Here is a 17,570-nt window from a genome sequence, read left to right on the forward strand (position 1 = left end):
TTTCCTTCCTTTATTCTGTGGATTACTGCTTTTTGTTTCTGTAATCCATCACCTGTTTTCTGATAATAGAATAAGAGATGTATATAAACTCAACATAAACTTTTGCTTATAAATATACAAAAAATGATGTTCCTTTTCCTGCTCTGCTCTCCACACGTATAGAACCGCCTGACAATTTGACAATTCTTTTTACAATGGACAATCCAAGTCCAAAGCCCGATGTTTCATGCGAGTCATCCCCCTGATAATAACGTTCAAAAATATGACTCACTATATCATCATCCATTCCCTGTCCCTCATCTTTTACTTCAATCCAGATGCCTTCTTCTGTCTTTCTTCCATTAATAAATACCGTTGTATGTTCCGATGAATACTTTCTGGCATTGTCTAGCAGATTCGTCCAGACTTCATCCAGTAACTCTTCGTTTCCGAAATACCATATCTCTGGAAGATTCACTTCCAGACTGATGTATTTTGTTTCAAAAGCCGGCAACTGCAGAATTGCACAATTCCTTATCTGGGAATCCAGCCGATATTTTTCTTTCTTCTGAATTAGCTCCATATTTTCAAGTTTGGAAAGTAACAGGGTATTCTGGGATAATTGGGATAAACGCCCTGCTTCTTTTGCCATAATATTCAGATATTCTTTTTCCTCTTTTTTTGGGAGCTCATTTACTGCCAAATATTCTGCCATTCCTTTTACAGAGTTAATCGGTGTCTTAAATTCATGGGAAAAATCTTTCATAAACTGCTTCTGCTGCTCATCTGCATTTTTCAGTTCTTTTACCATGCGATTAAAGTTTTCATAAATTGCTTTATACTCACCTGAATACTTTAATGATAATTCTACATCCAGATTTCCTTTTGCGACCTCATCCAGTCCATTGATCAGTTTTTCCATTCTCCGATACAACATAGCAGAAACAACAGCAAGAACAACGCCACACAGATTTCCCATGGTCTGATAGATTGCAACGCTCCATACTAAAAAATTGTCACTTTTTATATCAAAATAATAATAACGTATAGCTACCATGACCAGATAGGATGCAACTGCAAAAACATTGACGATAATCCCCAGTCCGACAGCCCAGCGAATTGTACCGATCCGCCTTCTTCCTTCACTTACCATATCTTATTTCTCCTCGATACCCAAGTCCACGTACTGTAACAATTTCAAATTCCTGATAAGAAGCAAACCGCTTCCGCAGACGGTTGATATGCGTTCTTACAGTTGTTTCATCAGAATCTGTTTCATATCCCCAAATGTCATCCAGCAATTGTGTTGTAGTAAATACTTTCTTTGGATAGGACAGAAGTTTAAATAACAAATCAAATTCTTTTTTGGGAAGTGTGATACGTTCTTCCCCACAGCTTACTGTATTGTCATCTTCGCTTATTATCAAATCGCCAATTGTAATTTTCTTTTCCAGATGAATCTGTGATCTTCTCAGAAGTGCACGTACTCTCCACTGAAGTTCTTCGTAATGCACAGGTTTTGTCATATAATCATCAATACCGATTGCGAATCCATTCTTCTTATCTTCCCATTCTTTTTTTGCTGTCAGCATGAGAATCGGAGTTGTTTTATTCATCAGCCGAAATTGTTTTACAAATTCATATCCGTCCATCTTCGGCATCATCACATCTGCAATGACCAGATCTGCTTTCTGATGTTCCAGCTTCTCCAGTGCTTCTACTCCATTGGATGCCTCCACTACATTGTATTCATTTTTCAAATGTAATTTTGTAACCAACCTTGTACTGTAATCATCTTCAATCACTAACACGGTAATCATAATTCCTAACCCCTTATTAAAAATGTAGCCTGATACCAGATATTTCTGATACCAGGCTATATTTCTTGTTACACGACCTGTTTTGCTCTTTCTTTCAAATGTTTTTTTGTCAGAAAGCCGACACGATGGTATCTAAAATCCTGCGTGTACACCGCTGAAGTTCATTCAACGTCAGCGGATATTCCACTTTGCCTTCTTTTGCATTGACAGATTTCACAATATCATCTACATCATTCTGTGAACCTGGCATAATCAGGTCATTTCCTGCCTTGATGCAGCCTGCAGAACTGGAATTTCTGTTCATCACAGTTTATAGCTTCCTGCTGTCAAGATCCTTTTTCTTCCATCCGGCAGTGTAACTTCTGCCTCTGTATTGGACGGAATCTCAATTTCATATATTGGTTTATCATTCTCATATTTCCATCCACTGACAATTCTTCCCACTGGTGATTGATAACTTGCTTTTGCATATCCCAGTTGTGGATTCGGCTGTGGTGTTATACTGATTTTTCCTTCATTTAGAGAAATCCCACAAACTCCGGAGAAAAGCCAGCCAGTCACAGCACCGTAAGAATAATGGTTCAATGATTCCTTCACTTCTCCTTTTTCATTGATTCCGTCCCAGGTTTCCCAGATTGTCGTAGCCCCCTTTTTCACTGCATATAACCAGCCAGGCTTCGTGTCCTGCAAAAGCAGTCTGTACGCTGTTTCTATATATCCATACTGCGCCAATACCGGACAAAGGGATGGTGTTGATAAGAATCCGGTATTCAAATGATAATCATTTTTTACTACCAGTGCATTCAGTTCCTCTGCTGCCTGCTTTTTCTCTTCTTCTGTCAGAAGGTTAAAAGAGATTGCACGTACATATTCTGCTTGTCTGTCAGAACTGATTTTTCCATCCTTCAGAGCAATATGCCGGAATGCTTTCTTTGCCATTTGCGCTGTTTTTCTATATGCGGAAGCATCTTCCTCTTTTCCAAGAATAGATGCAATCTCTGAAAGCATTTCTCCAGATTTTGCGAAATACGCAGTTGCCACTTTTCCCTGTGGAGTACGCATTGCATTCGTACTTTCCACATCCGGCTCGCACCACTCACCATAATCAATTCCTGTCTCGATCGTGTATCTGCGGTATGGATTTCTCTTTAACAGCTTCATTGGATTCTTCGGCTTCTGCTTTGCACGTTCTTCAAGAAAGTGATACCACTTTTGCATCATCTCATAGTTTTCTTCAAGAATTCTCTTATCCTGATATCTCTTATAAAGGACATACGGAACAATAATACATGCATCTCCCCATCCGACAGAACCAGCCAACAATTTTGAAAAGAAACTTGGATTATTATTCTTCGGTGCAATATTCGCTACCTTTCCATCCTCATACTGGTTAATTCTACATTCATCCAGCCATTTACGGATTACCGGATAACAGTCTTCAAGATAAATTCCTGTATCCGCAAATACACCCATGTCTCCTGTCCAGGCTGCGCGCTCTCTTGTTGGACAGTCTGTCGGTGCATCACAGAAATTAGACTTCTGACTCCAGATACTGTTCTTAACTAACTGATTGACATCTTCATTGGAACAGGTAAATGTTCCAAGCTGTTCCATCTTTGAATATACCGCAATGGAAGTGAATTTGGCATCGGACAAATTAATCTCTGTTTCAACCAGTGCATAACGGAATCCCCATATTGTAAATTTGGATTTGTAATGATTTTCTCCTTCTTTACAAGTATAAACAACCTGCTGTTTTGTTCCACCTTCTTTATGACGTTTTCTATCCTGAAAATTTTCTGTCGTGAAATTTCCATTTTCATCTAAAGTTTCTCCGTGTGTCAGGACAATTTTATCACCTGCATGGGCATTTACTGTAAATTCAATATAACCCGCAAGATTCTGTCCATAATCAATCACGATTTCACCATTTGGTGTTTTTATAATCTTTCCTTCAAAATGCTCACACTCTACGATTGGTACGCAGTTTGAACATACAAAATTTTCCACGCCAAAGTCTTCCACTTTCACTTCATGATAATCATCTGGCTCTTCCATCGTGGCATCGATTACTTCTCCCTGCTGCATATCATTTTCCCGGATTGGTCCAGACTGAGAAGCCTTCCAGCTCTCATCCGAGATACATACTGGCTTTCCGTCAACTTCGAGCTGGAAATAAAGTGCAATATCTTCTCCATACAGATTTCTGTCTCCATCAACACCTGAACAACTACGGTACCAGCCATCTCCCAGAATCACCTGCACTTCGTTTTCTCCTTCGTGTACCAGTCCAGATACATCGTAAGTCTGATATGCCAACCTTTTATCATAAGTATAGGTACCCGGTGCCAGCACAAAATTTCCTACTCTTTTTCCATTGATTGAAGCTTCATATAACCCATGACAAGTAATGTAAAGTCTTGCTCTACCTGCTTTTTCAAGGAAAAATGAAGTTTTCAGATAGCTTGCCGGCTTGTGCACTTTCGGATCACAGACCAGTTCCGGATTGATCCATTTTGCCACAAACTGATTTTTTTCAAGAATTCCCAGCTCAAAGACTCCTTCCTTACTCCATTCTCCTTCTTTTCCGTTTTCGTCCCAAAGACGTACTTTCCAGGAAATGTTCTGTCTGCTTTCTGCTTCTTTCCCGAATGTAGTATGCATCTCATCTGACTCTTTTTTCCCACTGTTCCAAACCACTTTTCCATCAGATACTGCCTCAATCTCATAAGCTGTCTGCTTTTTTCCCTCTTCACAGTTCCAGGAAAGATATGGCGTCCGGATATCAATTCCGATTGGATCTACTAAATGTTCTGTTCTTAAATTTACTGCTTTCATCTATACTTCTAATGCTCCTTTACAGTCTGACGACCTGTCCTTTTGTAATTCCATTTTCATTGTAAGAATCTACTCGCACAAAATACTCCTGTGCTTTCACAAGTGCCCCGATTCTTTTCTTTATCACATGATTCTTTTTTGCCTGTACATCTTCTGTATCACGGTAAATCTGATAACTGTGATACAGTTTATTCTCTTCATGTCCCCAGAGAATATTATAACCAATGGCATCCTTCTTTCCTTCAATCGTAAGAAGAAGATCCAGCCGGTCTTCACTTCTTTTCGCTGTGAACTCCGGTACCTCTGCTTTTTCTCCATTCCCCAGACCAAATACACGTACCCCGGAAATGCATGGTGCCACATCATATGGAATCTCAAGGATTGTAAGACGCAGGAAACGTACCTGGATTCCATTTTCCCTAACAATAAAATCATGTGGAAGATCTGTCACTGCCTCTGATTTATCCTCAATTGTAAAATATTCAATTCCATCTGTTGAGCCTTCAAACTTCCATCTTGTACACAACTCTCGCTCTTCAATATATCTCGGCTGTGTAACAGAGCCCTGTATTTTTCCCGGTGAAGCAATCGGAAGATCATCATCTGCAAAATTAATCTGAACGGCTCTTACGTCCATTACCTGCTCCAGATCCACCTCAAGCCACTGTCCGCTTTCTGCTGTCTTTGCCCTCCACCAGGTCTGAGAATCCTCATCTACTGTTTTCTCTGCGCCCTTTCCCTCTTCGTTGGAAGAACATTTCACAGGTTTCGCATAACTAAGGAGATACCAGTCCGGCTCTTTCCACGGATCATTGTATCCCTCTGCTACAGCTCTTGGCCAGTCTCCATAATTCTGATTGCAGAACAATTCCCCATCTGCATCAAAGCCGGCCGGCCAGATACCTACACGCCGCTCAAACTGGTGGTTTACACTGATTCTCATCGTTGAAGTGTGCCAGAGATTTCCTTCTTTATCCCACATAGTTGAACCATGTCCTGCTCCCGGCATAAATCCACCCGGATGATAGGAAAACGGATTATTCTTTGCAAGTTCAAATGGGCCAAGCGGTGAATCTGACATATAGACACCATCTGCATAGACATTATACTCAGCCCCCGGACATGCATACTGAAGGTAATATTTTCCATTCTGCTTATCCATCCACGCTCCTTCAATAAATGCTCTTCTTGTAAACATTCCCCGAATCTGTGGAATCATCTGTTTTGGTATCTGATCTACGGTAATTCCGTTCTGCTTCACAAATTCTTGGAACATCATCTCCACTTCTTCCTCGCTTTTCGGAAATTCACAATGATCCACGCCCATCCGTTCATAACCTCTTTCATAGGCATTACCAGATAAAAGGTCAATCCGTTCTGTCTTTGGAACCATCGTAACCGGATCCAGCTCGACACCCCAGACCGATGTAATATTAGAACATCCCCAATAAAAATATACTCTTCCGTCTTCATCAAAGAATAAATTCGGATCCCAGAAATCAAACGTTCCTGGAATTTCCTCATATGGTCCGTTTATAATATCTTTTGTTCTGTAATAATTACAGTTTTCTCCTTTTTTGGATGCACAGAAATAGACATAATCTCCACATACCCTTGCATCCGGTGCATAATCATAAAGAGGCAGATTATCCGGTAATCTGTAAGACTCCCAGTTCACCATATCCTCTGATACCCATACGCTAAGATTCATTGACGCGAAGATATAATATTTTCCCTGAAATAAAATCATAGAAGGATCCGCCGCTTCCCTGTCAATTTGTAATTTCCCGTGGGAGCGTGGATCCATATTGAATTGATAGCGATACGGAACGTTAATTGGATTACAATAATATTTCATATATGTTTCCTCCTGAAGAATAAAATTTCCGATAAGTAATCTTACTGTAATTGTAATTCTACTTTATCTTATTTCTTACTGCGTTCCGTTTTTCGCTAAGATGTTTATTTTTTTGTTAAATATTTTGTTGTATCAGTAATAATCATTTTTGAACATTTTTTTCTACGTCACTCTTTTTCCTCTTTCAGCACAATTTTACGACATTTCATAATAATGTGCGTAAATTCCGCCTTTTGCCAGCAGTTCTTCGTGTGTTCCACGCTCTGCGATTCCTGTATCAGCCACTACCAATATCTCATCTGCATTACGGACAGTTGATAATCTATGTGCGATCGTAATCGTGGTTCTATCTTTTGCCAGCTCATCCAGACTCTTTTGGATAAATCTCTCACTCTCGTTATCCAACGCACTGGTAGCCTCATCTAAAATTAAAATGGAAGGGTTCTTTAAAAATACTCTTGCAATCGAAATTCTCTGTTTCTGCCCTCCTGATAATCTTGTTCCACGTTCTCCTACAAAAGTTTCATAGCCATCCGGTAACTCCATAATAAAATCATGGATATTCGCTCTCTTTGCTGCAGCTATGATTTCTTCCATCGACGCACCCGGCTTTCCATATGCAATGTTATCACGGATACTTCCGCAGAATAAGTACACATCCTGCTGTACCAGACCTATCTGACTACGCAGACTCTTTAAAGTCAGTTCTCTTACATCTTTTCCATCAATTGTAATACGTCCGCCGGTCACATCATAGAACCTCGGAAGCAGTGAACAGATTGTTGTCTTTCCACTTCCCGATGGTCCAACAAGCGCAATTGATTTTCCTGCCGGAATATCAATAGACACATCCGCAAGTACCAGTGTATCGTCATCACTATAATGAAAAGAAACGTCTTCATAACGTACATGTCCTTTTACATTCTCCAGCGGCTTTGCATCCTTAGCATCTACAATCTCTGGTTCTGTCTCAACTACATCTAAGAATCTTCTAAATCCAGACAATCCTTTCTGCATCATCTCTGTTAACTCCACCAGAATCTGGATCGGACTGATAAAGATTCCGATATATAAAGCATACATCGCAAGATCAGCAGCTTCCATCTGTCCATGTGCGATCAGCCATCCGCCAAATACAAGCGTCATCAGATACATCAGTCCCTGGAAGAACAGGTTTCCACTCATAAAACTGCCCATACAACGATAATTGGCATCTTTTGAAATCAAAAATCCCTGATTACTCTTTTTAAACTTCTCCCGCTCAATATCTTCATTTGCAAAAGACTGCACTACACGGATTCCCGCTAATGTATCCTGCAGGCTTGAGTTCAAATCCCCAATCTTACGTCTGTTGTCCATAAATGTTGCCTGCATCTTGCGGTTCTGTCCATAAGAAAAAATCACCATAAATACTACCAGTATCAAAAGAGGAATTGCCAGTTTCCAGTTGATCAGGAACAAAAATACAAAAGAGCCGATGATCTTTATTAATGAAATAAATAAATTTTCCGGTCCATGATGTGCAAACTCTGAAATATCAAAAAGATCTGACACCAGTTTACTCATCATCTGTCCAGAATTATTCTTATTGTAATAAGAAAATGATAATTTCTCATAATGATCAAACAACTGCTGACGCATGTCACTCTCCATACGTGCACCCATCATATGCCCCTGGTAGCTGACATAATATTTACATCCTGTCTGAATCAAATACATTACAAGCAAAATCACTGCCATCGGCAATAAAGCTTGCAGGATTGCGGCAGAACTCTCCGTAAATAAAGTCTTCGTTAGTATCCGCAAAATCTGCGGAAATGCCAGATCCACCAGACTGATTACAGCAGCACAGATCAAGTCCAGAAAAAATACACCTTTGTACGGTCCATAATATTGAATAAATTTTTTTAATGTATGCATACCAATCTCCTTTTCTTTCAAATGAATCTGGTATATTATAGCATAAAACAGAGGCGATTGGGAACATAGTGGACCATTTGGGGACGGAGTTTAGTGGCTTTTTTGCTAGCAAAAAAGCCACTAAACTCCGTCCCCAAATGGTCTACTAACCCTCGTCCTCAAATGGTCCACCCATTCCAAACCGTTCCCTTATTTAATACACTCCATAATTATCTTCTCACATCTGTCATATCCAAGCTGTGAGCTATTCAGACACAGCGTATAATTGCTTGCTTTTCCCCATTTCTGATCCGTGTAAAAATTATAATTCGTCATACGCCTTTTATCTGTATCCGCCATCATTTTGACAGCTTCCTTCTCTTCTACATTATATAAACCCATAATTCGCTGTGTTTTTTCCGACATATTCCCATGGATAAATACATTCAGTACATCATCCCTATCCTTCAGAATATAATCTGCATTTCTCCCGATAATTACACAAGCTTCCTTATCAGCCAGTTCTAAAATAACCTTTCTCTGTGCCTCATACACGATGTCTTCTACTGATTTTCCTGTAATATCACGTCCGGAAAATGCATATGCAAACAAGCCTTTCTTCGGAGATAATTCTGCACTTTCCTGGACATATTCCGGAGATAAACCAGACTTCTCTGCAATCTCATTAATGATATTTTTATCATAATAAGCAATTCCAAGTTTCTTCGCTACTTCTTCTCCGATAAAACGTCCGCCACTTCCAAATTCTCTGCTGATTGTAATGATTCTTTTTTCCATCTCTGATTCCCCCTTAATTCAAAACATCTACTTTATTTTTTCTGATTCTCTTTAAAAATACATAGCCTGCAAGGCATGAAATTATTTCAGTAATCGGAAATGCCCACCAGATCAGCGAAACTCCCATCTGTCCACTTCTGACAAATATTGAAAAAATTCCGGCCAGCGGCAGTATAATAATGAGCTGTCTCAAAAGCGAAATAACAAGGGACTCTATCCCACCATCCAGTGCCTGATAAATACCCTGATAAGCAATATTGATGCCTGCAAACAAAAAGCTGACTGAGATTATTCTCATTGCTCCGATAAAATATTCTCTTGACTGTCCCGCATTAAACAGCGTTGCAAATGCTCCGGGGAAAATCTCTGTGATTGCAATTCCCAGAATCATTAACACAATTGTATAGATCAGACCATATTTGATTCCATCCTGAATTCTCTTTTTACTTCTCATTCCATAAGCAAATGCAATAATCGGGGTGATTGCATCTCTAAGTCCAAATGCAAGGAACAGTACAAACTGCTGAACTTTATAAAATAATCCATAGGCTGTCTGTGCTGATGGATTGAACTTCAGGATCAGATTCATCACATAAACCATAATGGACATCAATGCCTGTGCAATAATTGCCGGAAGTCCGATTGTATAGATTTCCTTGATAATTCCGCCATCCGGCTTCATGTATTTTAACCCATGCTCGAATTCCTTATTGAATTTGATATGAAAGATAAGCAATAATACTGCGGATGCTACCTGACCAATTACAGTTGCATAAGCTGCACCTTTCACTCCCATTTCCGGGCAAGGTCCAATACCATAGATCATGATCGGATCAAGGATGATATTTACAAGTGCTCCAACCACCTGGCCAATTGTGGAATAAAGAGAGCGGCCTGTTGCCTGTAATAACTTTTCAAATAAAGAAAAGAAAATAATACCAAAAGAGATTACGCAGCATATCCTCAGATAGCTGACTCCCATCTCCAATACTTCTGTATCTACTGTCTGTGATGAAATATATGCTTTCACCCCAAAGATACCAAACAATAAGCAGACCACATAAATGAGCACTCCCAGAAACAGACTGTTTCCTGCTACCTTTGCAGCTTTTTTACTATTTCCCTGTCCAAGTGTCCTTGCAAGAAGTGCATTGGTTCCTACTCCGGTTCCAATCCCCACTGCCACCATAAGCATCTGCACCGGAAATACCAGTGTCAGCGCATTTAGTGCTGCTTCACTGCCTACTCTCATATTTCCCACAAATGCACTGTCTACAATGTTATAGACTGCCTGCAATGCCATAGATAAAATCATCGGGATTCCCATCTGGACCATCAGCTTATTTACCGGCATCTCCTTCATCTTGTTGCTTTCCGCCATTTTTTTAACTCCTTTCTTTTTGGCACAAAAAAAAGTGCGCACCTTGTCATATAAGCTGGACTTACGCTGACACGCTACACACTTTTTCATGGCGATATTCATTTTTGCAAAATGAAAACGAGTAGCCGGTAAACTGGATTTACGCTTACTTGCTACTCGTTTCTTGTAATTATATTTCCTCTTTTTCAAAAAGTCAAACAAATTTTTTCTTGCATTCTCTCTTCTTTGCTGTATACAATGGCTGTTCCCCTGATGCTGTCTTTACTTGTACAGTCACTCTACAACATTGTTGACAGTATCTTCGTCGCCAGACTGTCTGAAACGGCATTAACTGCTGCATCACTAGTATATTCCATTCAGTTTTTAATGATTGCCGTAGGCGTCGGTACTTTGGTGCTGTTTTGAATATTATTCTTAATCCGATTATGATTTTCGGTCTGCTTGGCTGTCCTGCAATGGGAGTCCGTGGTGCAGCAATTGCAACCGTTATCGGCCAAATAACTGGTGCTATCACTGACTTGCTGTTTAACCGTTTCCGAAACCCGATAATCCACGTCCCCAAATGGTCTACCAAACTCCGTCCCCATATGATCATTCATCAATAATATTTCCACTCAATTCATCTACGACATCCTGAAGCTTTTCGGCACATTTTCTGCTTATTCTATGAATACGATATAAAATTACTCCATCAATTACCGCATTTATAATAAAAATAATTCCTGTCATAATCGCAGCCAGCTTTACTGTATTTGGTGAAAAGAACATCATAATAATTCCACCCACCACTACAAAGCATGACAAAATCACATCTTTTATGCAATTCACTTCAAATGCCCTTTGCATATAAATTGCTGTTTCTATACAGATAATGCCGTTAATTATAATATAAATGCTAAACACATATGAAAATAAGACTGTCGTAATTCCTGCATGGGTAATTATAAAAATTCCCAAAACACACTTCATGATTCCTTCAAACAGAGAACCCCTTGAATAAAAATCTACCCACACCCGGAAATAATAAATGAGGTCAAAAATACCATTTGCAAGTATCACTGCCCCTGCGATCATAGCTGCCACTTCCAGCGAGTCCTGTGGACGAACAATAAACACTATGCCAATCAAAAGCAGCATAAACACGTTAATCCACATATCCATCTTAATCTTTTTTATCATTTTCATAGTTACACCTTCCTTTAAAATTTTTTACTTAATTCCCAATAAACGTCAAAATCGGTACATAATATCGTACTGTCAACCAAATTCCCAGAATCCTGCTAATCCCAAAAAGTGGAACTGCTGTCAGCACATCAATTAGTGTGTGCTGTTTTGTTGTAAGTGTTGACAGCACAATTATGACAGCAATTAAAGTTGTAAATATCCGAACCCACGGATTCATTCCCTCACATGTGCAAGAAACACATATTACAAGAAAACAACTGGAACAATGCAGACTTGGTGCACAATTCAATCCTCTATAACTGCCACGATAAATAAATTTCATAAAATTGCCCCAGAAACCATCCGGAGGCACCGGTCTCTGAAAAGAAGTCGGATAGAGCAGATAACACAACACACTGAGTACAACTTCCAATATCATAGTCATCAGATAAGTACAACAAGAATATGAATCTGTCCTGAAAACGATCAGCGGATAAAAAGCAATCAGCGGAAACCAAAAACAGTAAAGCAACACCGTCCATGGAAGAAAAGGAATCTTATCATCCACCGGACGTTTTACGTCATGGATCCTGTTCTGAAAAAGCTCGCAGCCGAAATACAATAGGGTCTGGAAAGAAAGCAGAATGACTTGCACCAATATCAGTTTCATTGTTTTGACTCCAATTCTAATAAATATTCTCTTGCTAATAAAAAAAACGCCGTATAATAGTGTTACAATTTGTAACACTATTATACGGCGTTTTTTTATTTTTTACAAGAATAGGACCATTTGGTCTATTCTCCCCAGACTTCTTCTGCTATTTCTTTTACAAGCCTGAGTTTTGCCCATTGTTCTTCTTCTGTCAGTTTATTTCCAATCTCACAGGAAGCAAATCCACACTGTGGACTTAAACACAATCTGTCTAATGGAATATATCTGGCAGCTTCATTTATTCTCTTAATCACCGTTTTTTTATCTTCAAGTACCGGGGATTTTGTTGTAATAAGCCCTAATACTACTGTCTTATCTTCTGATACTTTTGCAAGTGGTGCAAATCCTCCTGATCTTTCGTCGTCATATTCAAGAAACAATGCATCTACATTTTCTTTTGCAAATACATAATCAGCTACTGTATCATATGGTCCGCTTGTAAAAAATGTGGAATGATAATTGCCTCTGCAAATGTGTGAAGTAATCACCATGTCTTCTGGTTTTCCTTCCAATGCCAAATTATTTACTTCAAGTAACTGTTGTTTTACATCCTCAAGATTTTCTCCTAATGATTTATAACGAAGTGCTGCTGCATCACCGACTACTGCACCCCATGTACAATCATCCAATTGAAGATTTCGGCACCCGGCATCATAAAATTGTTTAATGACCTCCTGATATGCTTTTCCGATATCCTTAATCAACTCCTTATTTGTTGCATAATATTTTCTTGTATTTTCCAGATTCATTGGAACAACCATCTGCTGGAATGTCTGTGCCGGTGCCGGGATGGTATATTTTGCAACTGTATTTTCATCTTCAAACTGTTTTAAAAATTTGAAATATTCTACAAATGGATGTGCTTTTGCCTTGATTTTTCCTACGAGATAGGTGTCGTCAAGCACTGCTAACTCTGCATCAAACTTTACCCCATTTCCCGTGTTTTCATGTGCAACGCCTTCCAGTCCCCACATAAAATCAAGATGCCAGAAAGTTCTTCTGAATTCTCCATCGGTGATTACATGAAATCCAAGTTCTTTCTGTTTTGCTACAACTTTTGTAATCTCTTCATTCACAATTTCATCGTATGCTTCCTGTGTAATTTCATTATTTTGAAATGAAATCTTTGCCTCCTTCAATCTCTGCGGTCTTAAAAAGCTTCCTACAAAATCGTATCTATATGGTGTTGTTATTTTACTCATAATCATGTCCTCCGTTTTTTGTTTTGAATCTGAAGATATTCTAACATCTTCACCATAACTTGAAAAATACTTAAAAATTGCAGTTTGTCATAGTTTGAAGCTATGGTGAGAACCATTTGGGGACGGAGTTTAGTGGCTTTTTGGGGCATGCCCCAAAAAGCCACTAAACTCCGTCCCCAAATGGTCCCCGTCCCAAAATGATCCCTAACTTTGCAGTTCTTCACACACTGCACGATATTTTTCTGCATAAATGCTTCCTTTCTCCCAGATAAAATCAAAATCATGCTGCATTTTAAAATCTGAGAGTTGAATTTCTCTTAGCGTCCCCTTTTTCAATTCGTCTTCAACTGCAACTTTATACATAAATGAAATTCCGCAGTCTTTCTTTAAGAATCCTATAATCGTATGCATATTTTCTACTTCTACATAATGCTGAAAGTCTTCTATCTTCATTCCTCTTGCAAGCAATAATTCTTCCAGAATATTTCTCGTTCCGGAACCGGCTTCCCTGACAAGCAGCCGTTCGTACAAAAGCTCTTTCATTGTTTTTGGATTTGCTTGTTCGAATTTATGCTCGACTGCACAAACTGCTATATAATCTTCGGTACTATATTTTCTATGTTCATAGTTCTCTTTCGGATAATTTCCTTCCACTAATGCCATATTAATATTCCCTTTATCAAGCAACGTTAACAGCTGTGCTGTATTTCCATAATGGATATGCAAATTCATCTCAGGATATTTTAACAAAAAATCTGCCAGCCGCTCTACAATCGCATATTCTCCAATTGTCATTGTAACTCCAATAGAAAGGACTTCTTTCTTGTTTTCTTGTCCTTTGATTTCATTTTTCAGTGCAAGCTGATCATTTTTCATCGTCATGAGACGCTTTTTTAATATTGCTCCTGCTTCTGTCATTTTAAGCCGCTTGTTATGATAGGAAAATAATTTGGTATCATATTCTTTCTCCAGGAAATGAATATGCTGTGATACTGCGGGTTGTGTAATATGAAGCCTCTTGGCTGCCTCTGTGAAATTCATGGTTTCAGAAACCATCAAAAATGTCTCTATTCTAAAATCTAACATGTCGTTTCCCTTTTCAATAATATATTTTTATTTTTCAATAACATTATATAATTTTTTATTATTGTTTTCCAGTGTTATACTTTGTAATTGTTTAGTAGATTTCAAGTTACTGGTCACACATAATGTAAACCGTAACGATTTCAATTACAAAACACAAAACTATTTCAAAGAAAGGAATTTATCATGAATTTTATCAAGAAAAATTTTATCGGTATTCTGGTTTGTTTCTTTATTGCCATTCCTTCCTGGCTTATCGGAAAAATATTTCCTGTCATTGGGGGACCTGTCATTGCGATTCTTGCCGGAATGGTAATCACTTGTTTCTGGACAAATAAAAAAAATGCAGAAGCCGGAATCAAATGGACTTCCAAAATCATTTTACAGACCGCTGTTGTCCTCCTTGGTTTTGGTATGAACCTCGGAGTTATTTTGCAGACTGGACGTCAGTCCCTTCCGATTATCATCAGCACAATTAGTACCTCTTTGCTTATCGCATGGCTGCTTCGCAAAGTGTTAAACGTTCCTTCTAATACCTCTATTTTAGTCGGAGTTGGTTCTTCCATTTGCGGAGGTTCTGCAATTGCCGCCACTGCACCCGTCATTGACGCTGATGATACAGAAGTGGCACAGGCAATTTCCGTTATCTTCTTCTTTAATGTCATCGCTGCTGTACTATTTCCAATCCTTGGAAATGCTCTCGGTTTTGATACTACAAGCGGAAATGCTTTCGGTATATTTGCCGGAACTGCGATTAATGATACATCTTCTGTCACTGCTGCCGCCTCTACCTGGGACAGTATGTGGAATCTTGGAAGTGAAACACTGAATACTGCTGTCACTGTGAAACTGACTCGTACTCTTGCAATCATTCCAATTACACTGGTTCTGTCCATGATTCGTGCAAAGTCAGCCGCAAAAGATGGAAAATCAACCGGAAATTTCAGCCTGAAACGTGCATTTCCAATGTTTATCCTGTATTTTATCATTGCAGCAATTATCACAACTATATGCATGAGTCTCGGCGTGAGCGCAGATGTATTCGCTCCACTGAAAGAATTGTCTAAGTTCTTCATCATTATGGCGATGGCTGCAATTGGCTTAAACAGCAATGTTGTTAAGCTGGTAAAATCCGGTGGCAAACCAATTTTACTTGGAGCATCCTGCTGGGTTGGCATTACTGTAGTCAGCCTGATAATGCAACATATCATGAATATCTGGTAAGAGTTGATTTGGTTGGTCCACCAACCCCCGTCCCCAACTGGCACCCCAACCCCCAATGGTTCACTAACCCCCTCCCCAATACTTGAATTTCTGTTGATAAATGGATATAATGCTCTTTGATTTTATAATTATTTAGGAGAAAATAGATATGAATAGTAAGTCTAACACTCAAGCGATGGAAACTGAAAAAATACCACGTCTTTTGGCACAGCTTGCAATTCCGGCTGTTGTTGCACAAATTATTAACCTTTTATATAACATTGTAGACCGCATCTACATTGGACACATTTCAGGCGTTGGTGCCGCAGCTTTAACCGGAGTCGGATTATTTACCCCAATCCTTATGTTGATCAATGCATTTGCCATGCTTGCCGGTTCCGGTGGTGCCCCACGTGCTGCAATTTCAATGGGAAAGAAGGATAACAAAACAGCTGAACAAATTCTAGGAAACTGTTTTGCACTTTTGGTTCTTATGGCCATAACCCTTACCGTAATTTTCTTTATTTTAGCACCAAAACTGCTGACTTTATTTGGAGCGAGTGCAAAAACACTCCCTTATGCTGTAGCATATGCGAGAATTTATATTCTTGGAAGCATTTTTGTCTTAATTGTTCTTGGAATGAATCCCTTTATCACAACACAGGGATTTGCCAAAATCAGCATGCTCACAACAATAATCGGTGCCGTAATCAATATCATTCTCGACCCGATTTTTATTTTCGTATTTAATCTTGGAGTAAAAGGAGCTGCAATTGCCACTGTTTTAAGCCAGGCAGTCGGAGCAATATGGATTCTCCGCTTCTTGTCTGGGAAAAAGACAATTTTACATTTGAAGAAAGAAAATTTCAAATTAGAAAAAGAGATTATTTTACCTTGTCTTGCACTTGGTATTTCCACATTTGTCATGTTGTCCACAGAAAGTATTCTTTCGATCAGCTTCACTTCCAGCCTTTCAAGATATGGCGGAGATATTGCTGTTGGTGCCATGACGATTATTACAAGCATCAGTCAGCTTGCCACCTTACCGCTTCAAGGAATTTGTCAGGGTGGTCAGCCAATTATGAGTTACAACTTTGGTGCAGGAAATAAAGACCGCGTCAAGAAAGCATTTTTTACACAATTTAAAGTATGTACAATATTTACAACCCTGTTCTGTATTATTGTAATTTCATTTCCCAGACTCTTTGCCGGAATTTTTTCCAATAATACAGAATTGATCACTTATACTGCATGGGCTCTAAAAATTTATATGGCCGGAATCTTTTCCCTCGGTTTTCAAGTCTGCTGCCAGCAAAGTTTTATGGCTCTTGGGCAGGCAAAGGTCAGTCTGTTGCTTGCCTGTTTAAGAAAACTGATTTTATTGATTCCTTTAATCTTTATCCTGCCACTTTTTATCCAGAATAAAGTATTTGCCGTCTTTTTGGCTGAACCAATCAGTGATATACTGGCTGCGATAATCACAACAATAACTTTCTTAAGCCGGTTCAATAAAATACTAGATAAAGAATAAACCATTTGATTGGGGACGGGGTTTGGTGGACCATTTGGGGACGGAGTTTAGTGGCTTTTTTGCGAGCAAAAAAGCCACTAAACTCCGTCCCCAACTGGCACT

14 protein-coding genes and 1 pseudogene are annotated in these 17,570 nt (G+C 39.1%); 3 read left to right on the forward strand and 12 right to left on the reverse strand.

Annotated elements, in window-relative coordinates; translation table 11 throughout:
- Positions 1–106: 106 nt before the first annotated feature.
- The 8 genes from LQE94_RS11740 to LQE94_RS11775 all read right to left on the reverse strand — a co-directional run bounded on the left by LQE94_RS11740 (position 107) and on the right by LQE94_RS11775 (position 10,573).
- Complete coding sequence (locus tag LQE94_RS11740) at positions 107–1,132, reverse strand: HAMP domain-containing sensor histidine kinase (protein WP_118737752.1); 1,026 nt, start codon at positions 1,130–1,132, stop codon at positions 107–109.
- Positions 1,122–1,799 carry a response regulator transcription factor gene (locus tag LQE94_RS11745; protein WP_117991572.1) on the reverse strand — a complete coding sequence of 226 codons (678 nt, stop codon included), beginning with the start codon at positions 1,797–1,799 and terminating at the stop codon, positions 1,122–1,124. The genes LQE94_RS11740 and LQE94_RS11745 overlap by 11 nt, the downstream gene beginning before the upstream one ends.
- A gap of 109 nt (positions 1,800–1,908) precedes the next feature.
- Positions 1,909–2,106: a hypothetical protein gene (locus LQE94_RS11750; protein WP_147365705.1), complete on the reverse strand. Its 198-nt coding sequence runs from the start codon at positions 2,104–2,106 to the stop codon at positions 1,909–1,911.
- On the reverse strand, positions 2,103–4,637 hold the full coding sequence (locus tag LQE94_RS11755) for an alpha-L-rhamnosidase (protein WP_240577781.1): 2,535 nt from the start codon (positions 4,635–4,637) through the stop codon (positions 2,103–2,105). Before LQE94_RS11755 ends, LQE94_RS11750 begins: the two co-directional genes overlap by 4 nt.
- A 19-nt stretch (positions 4,638–4,656) precedes the next feature.
- On the reverse strand, positions 4,657–6,495 hold the full coding sequence (locus LQE94_RS11760; RefSeq protein WP_118737754.1) for a family 43 glycosylhydrolase: 1,839 nt from the start codon (positions 6,493–6,495) through the stop codon (positions 4,657–4,659).
- A 195-nt stretch (positions 6,496–6,690) separates the two neighbouring features.
- Positions 6,691–8,415 carry an ABC transporter ATP-binding protein gene (locus LQE94_RS11765; RefSeq protein ID WP_118737755.1) on the reverse strand — a complete coding sequence of 575 codons (1,725 nt, stop codon included), beginning with the start codon at positions 8,413–8,415 and terminating at the stop codon, positions 6,691–6,693.
- Between the two features lie 189 nt (positions 8,416–8,604).
- Complete coding sequence (locus LQE94_RS11770; RefSeq protein WP_118738025.1) at positions 8,605–9,192, reverse strand: cytidylate kinase-like family protein; 588 nt, start codon at positions 9,190–9,192, stop codon at positions 8,605–8,607.
- Between the two features lie 13 nt (positions 9,193–9,205).
- Entirely contained in the window at positions 9,206–10,573 is a 1,368-nt protein-coding gene (locus LQE94_RS11775; RefSeq protein ID WP_240577782.1) for an MATE family efflux transporter, read from the reverse strand.
- Positions 10,574–10,744: 171 nt separating this feature from the next.
- Here LQE94_RS11775 and LQE94_RS16470 point away from each other — a divergent pair.
- Positions 10,745–11,106: pseudogene (locus LQE94_RS16470) on the forward strand (MATE family efflux transporter); the annotation flags it as partial.
- 58 nt (positions 11,107–11,164) lie between these two features.
- On the opposite strand, the gene LQE94_RS11785 reads toward LQE94_RS16470, so the two are convergent.
- From LQE94_RS11785 to LQE94_RS11800, 4 genes are all read right to left on the reverse strand, one after another.
- A complete protein-coding gene (locus LQE94_RS11785; RefSeq protein WP_118738023.1) occupies positions 11,165–11,758 on the reverse strand; it encodes a DUF308 domain-containing protein in 594 nt (197 codons plus the stop codon).
- A gap of 28 nt (positions 11,759–11,786) precedes the next feature.
- A complete protein-coding gene (locus LQE94_RS11790) occupies positions 11,787–12,407 on the reverse strand; it encodes a phosphatase PAP2 family protein (protein WP_118738022.1) in 621 nt (206 codons plus the stop codon).
- Positions 12,408–12,532: 125 nt separating this feature from the next.
- The gene (locus tag LQE94_RS11795; RefSeq protein WP_118738021.1) at positions 12,533–13,651 is read right to left on the reverse strand and encodes a 5-methyltetrahydropteroyltriglutamate--homocysteine S-methyltransferase; all 1,119 of its coding nucleotides are present in this window, start codon (positions 13,649–13,651) and stop codon (positions 12,533–12,535) included.
- A gap of 204 nt (positions 13,652–13,855) precedes the next feature.
- Positions 13,856–14,737, reverse strand: a complete 882-nt coding sequence (locus LQE94_RS11800) for a LysR family transcriptional regulator (RefSeq protein ID WP_240577783.1) — start codon at positions 14,735–14,737, stop codon at positions 13,856–13,858.
- A 183-nt stretch (positions 14,738–14,920) separates the two neighbouring features.
- On the opposite strand from LQE94_RS11800, the gene LQE94_RS11805 reads away from it, so the two are divergent.
- Both LQE94_RS11805 and LQE94_RS11810 read left to right on the forward strand, forming a co-directional pair.
- Positions 14,921–15,958 (forward strand): YeiH family protein, encoded by a 1,038-nt coding sequence (locus LQE94_RS11805; protein WP_118738018.1) that lies wholly within the window; start codon positions 14,921–14,923, stop codon positions 15,956–15,958.
- A 148-nt stretch (positions 15,959–16,106) separates the two neighbouring features.
- Positions 16,107–17,468, forward strand: a complete 1,362-nt coding sequence (locus LQE94_RS11810) for an MATE family efflux transporter (RefSeq protein WP_118738017.1) — start codon at positions 16,107–16,109, stop codon at positions 17,466–17,468.
- Positions 17,469–17,570: the final 102 nt, after the last annotated feature.

The organism is Mediterraneibacter sp. NSJ-151, from assembly GCF_022487435.1.
GTDB lineage: Bacteria > Bacillota > Clostridia > Lachnospirales > Lachnospiraceae > Schaedlerella > Schaedlerella hominis.

Bases quoted from the DNA above. Each gene is read 5' to 3' on its own strand.
- LQE94_RS11805 (WP_118738018.1), top strand. From the start codon at position 14,921: ATGAATTTTATCAAGAAAAATTTTATCGGTATTCTGGTTTGTTTCTTT.
- LQE94_RS11770 (WP_118738025.1), bottom strand. From the start codon at position 9,192: ATGGAAAAAAGAATCATTACAATCAGCAGAGAATTTGGAAGTGGCGGA.
- LQE94_RS11790 (WP_118738022.1), bottom strand. From the start codon at position 12,407: ATGAAACTGATATTGGTGCAAGTCATTCTGCTTTCTTTCCAGACCCTA.
- LQE94_RS11740 (WP_118737752.1), bottom strand. From the start codon at position 1,132: ATGGTAAGTGAAGGAAGAAGGCGGATCGGTACAATTCGCTGGGCTGTC.
- LQE94_RS11775 (WP_240577782.1), bottom strand. From the start codon at position 10,573: ATGGCGGAAAGCAACAAGATGAAGGAGATGCCGGTAAATAAGCTGATG.
- LQE94_RS11765 (WP_118737755.1), bottom strand. From the start codon at position 8,415: ATGCATACATTAAAAAAATTTATTCAATATTATGGACCGTACAAAGGT.
- LQE94_RS11755 (WP_240577781.1), bottom strand. From the start codon at position 4,637: ATGAAAGCAGTAAATTTAAGAACAGAACATTTAGTAGATCCAATCGGA.
- LQE94_RS11760 (WP_118737754.1), bottom strand. From the start codon at position 6,495: ATGAAATATTATTGTAATCCAATTAACGTTCCGTATCGCTATCAATTC.
- LQE94_RS11810 (WP_118738017.1), top strand. From the start codon at position 16,107: ATGAATAGTAAGTCTAACACTCAAGCGATGGAAACTGAAAAAATACCA.
- LQE94_RS11745 (WP_117991572.1), bottom strand. From the start codon at position 1,799: ATGATTACCGTGTTAGTGATTGAAGATGATTACAGTACAAGGTTGGTT.
- LQE94_RS11795 (WP_118738021.1), bottom strand. From the start codon at position 13,651: ATGAGTAAAATAACAACACCATATAGATACGATTTTGTAGGAAGCTTT.
- LQE94_RS11800 (WP_240577783.1), bottom strand. From the start codon at position 14,737: ATGTTAGATTTTAGAATAGAGACATTTTTGATGGTTTCTGAAACCATG.
- LQE94_RS11785 (WP_118738023.1), bottom strand. From the start codon at position 11,758: ATGAAAATGATAAAAAAGATTAAGATGGATATGTGGATTAACGTGTTT.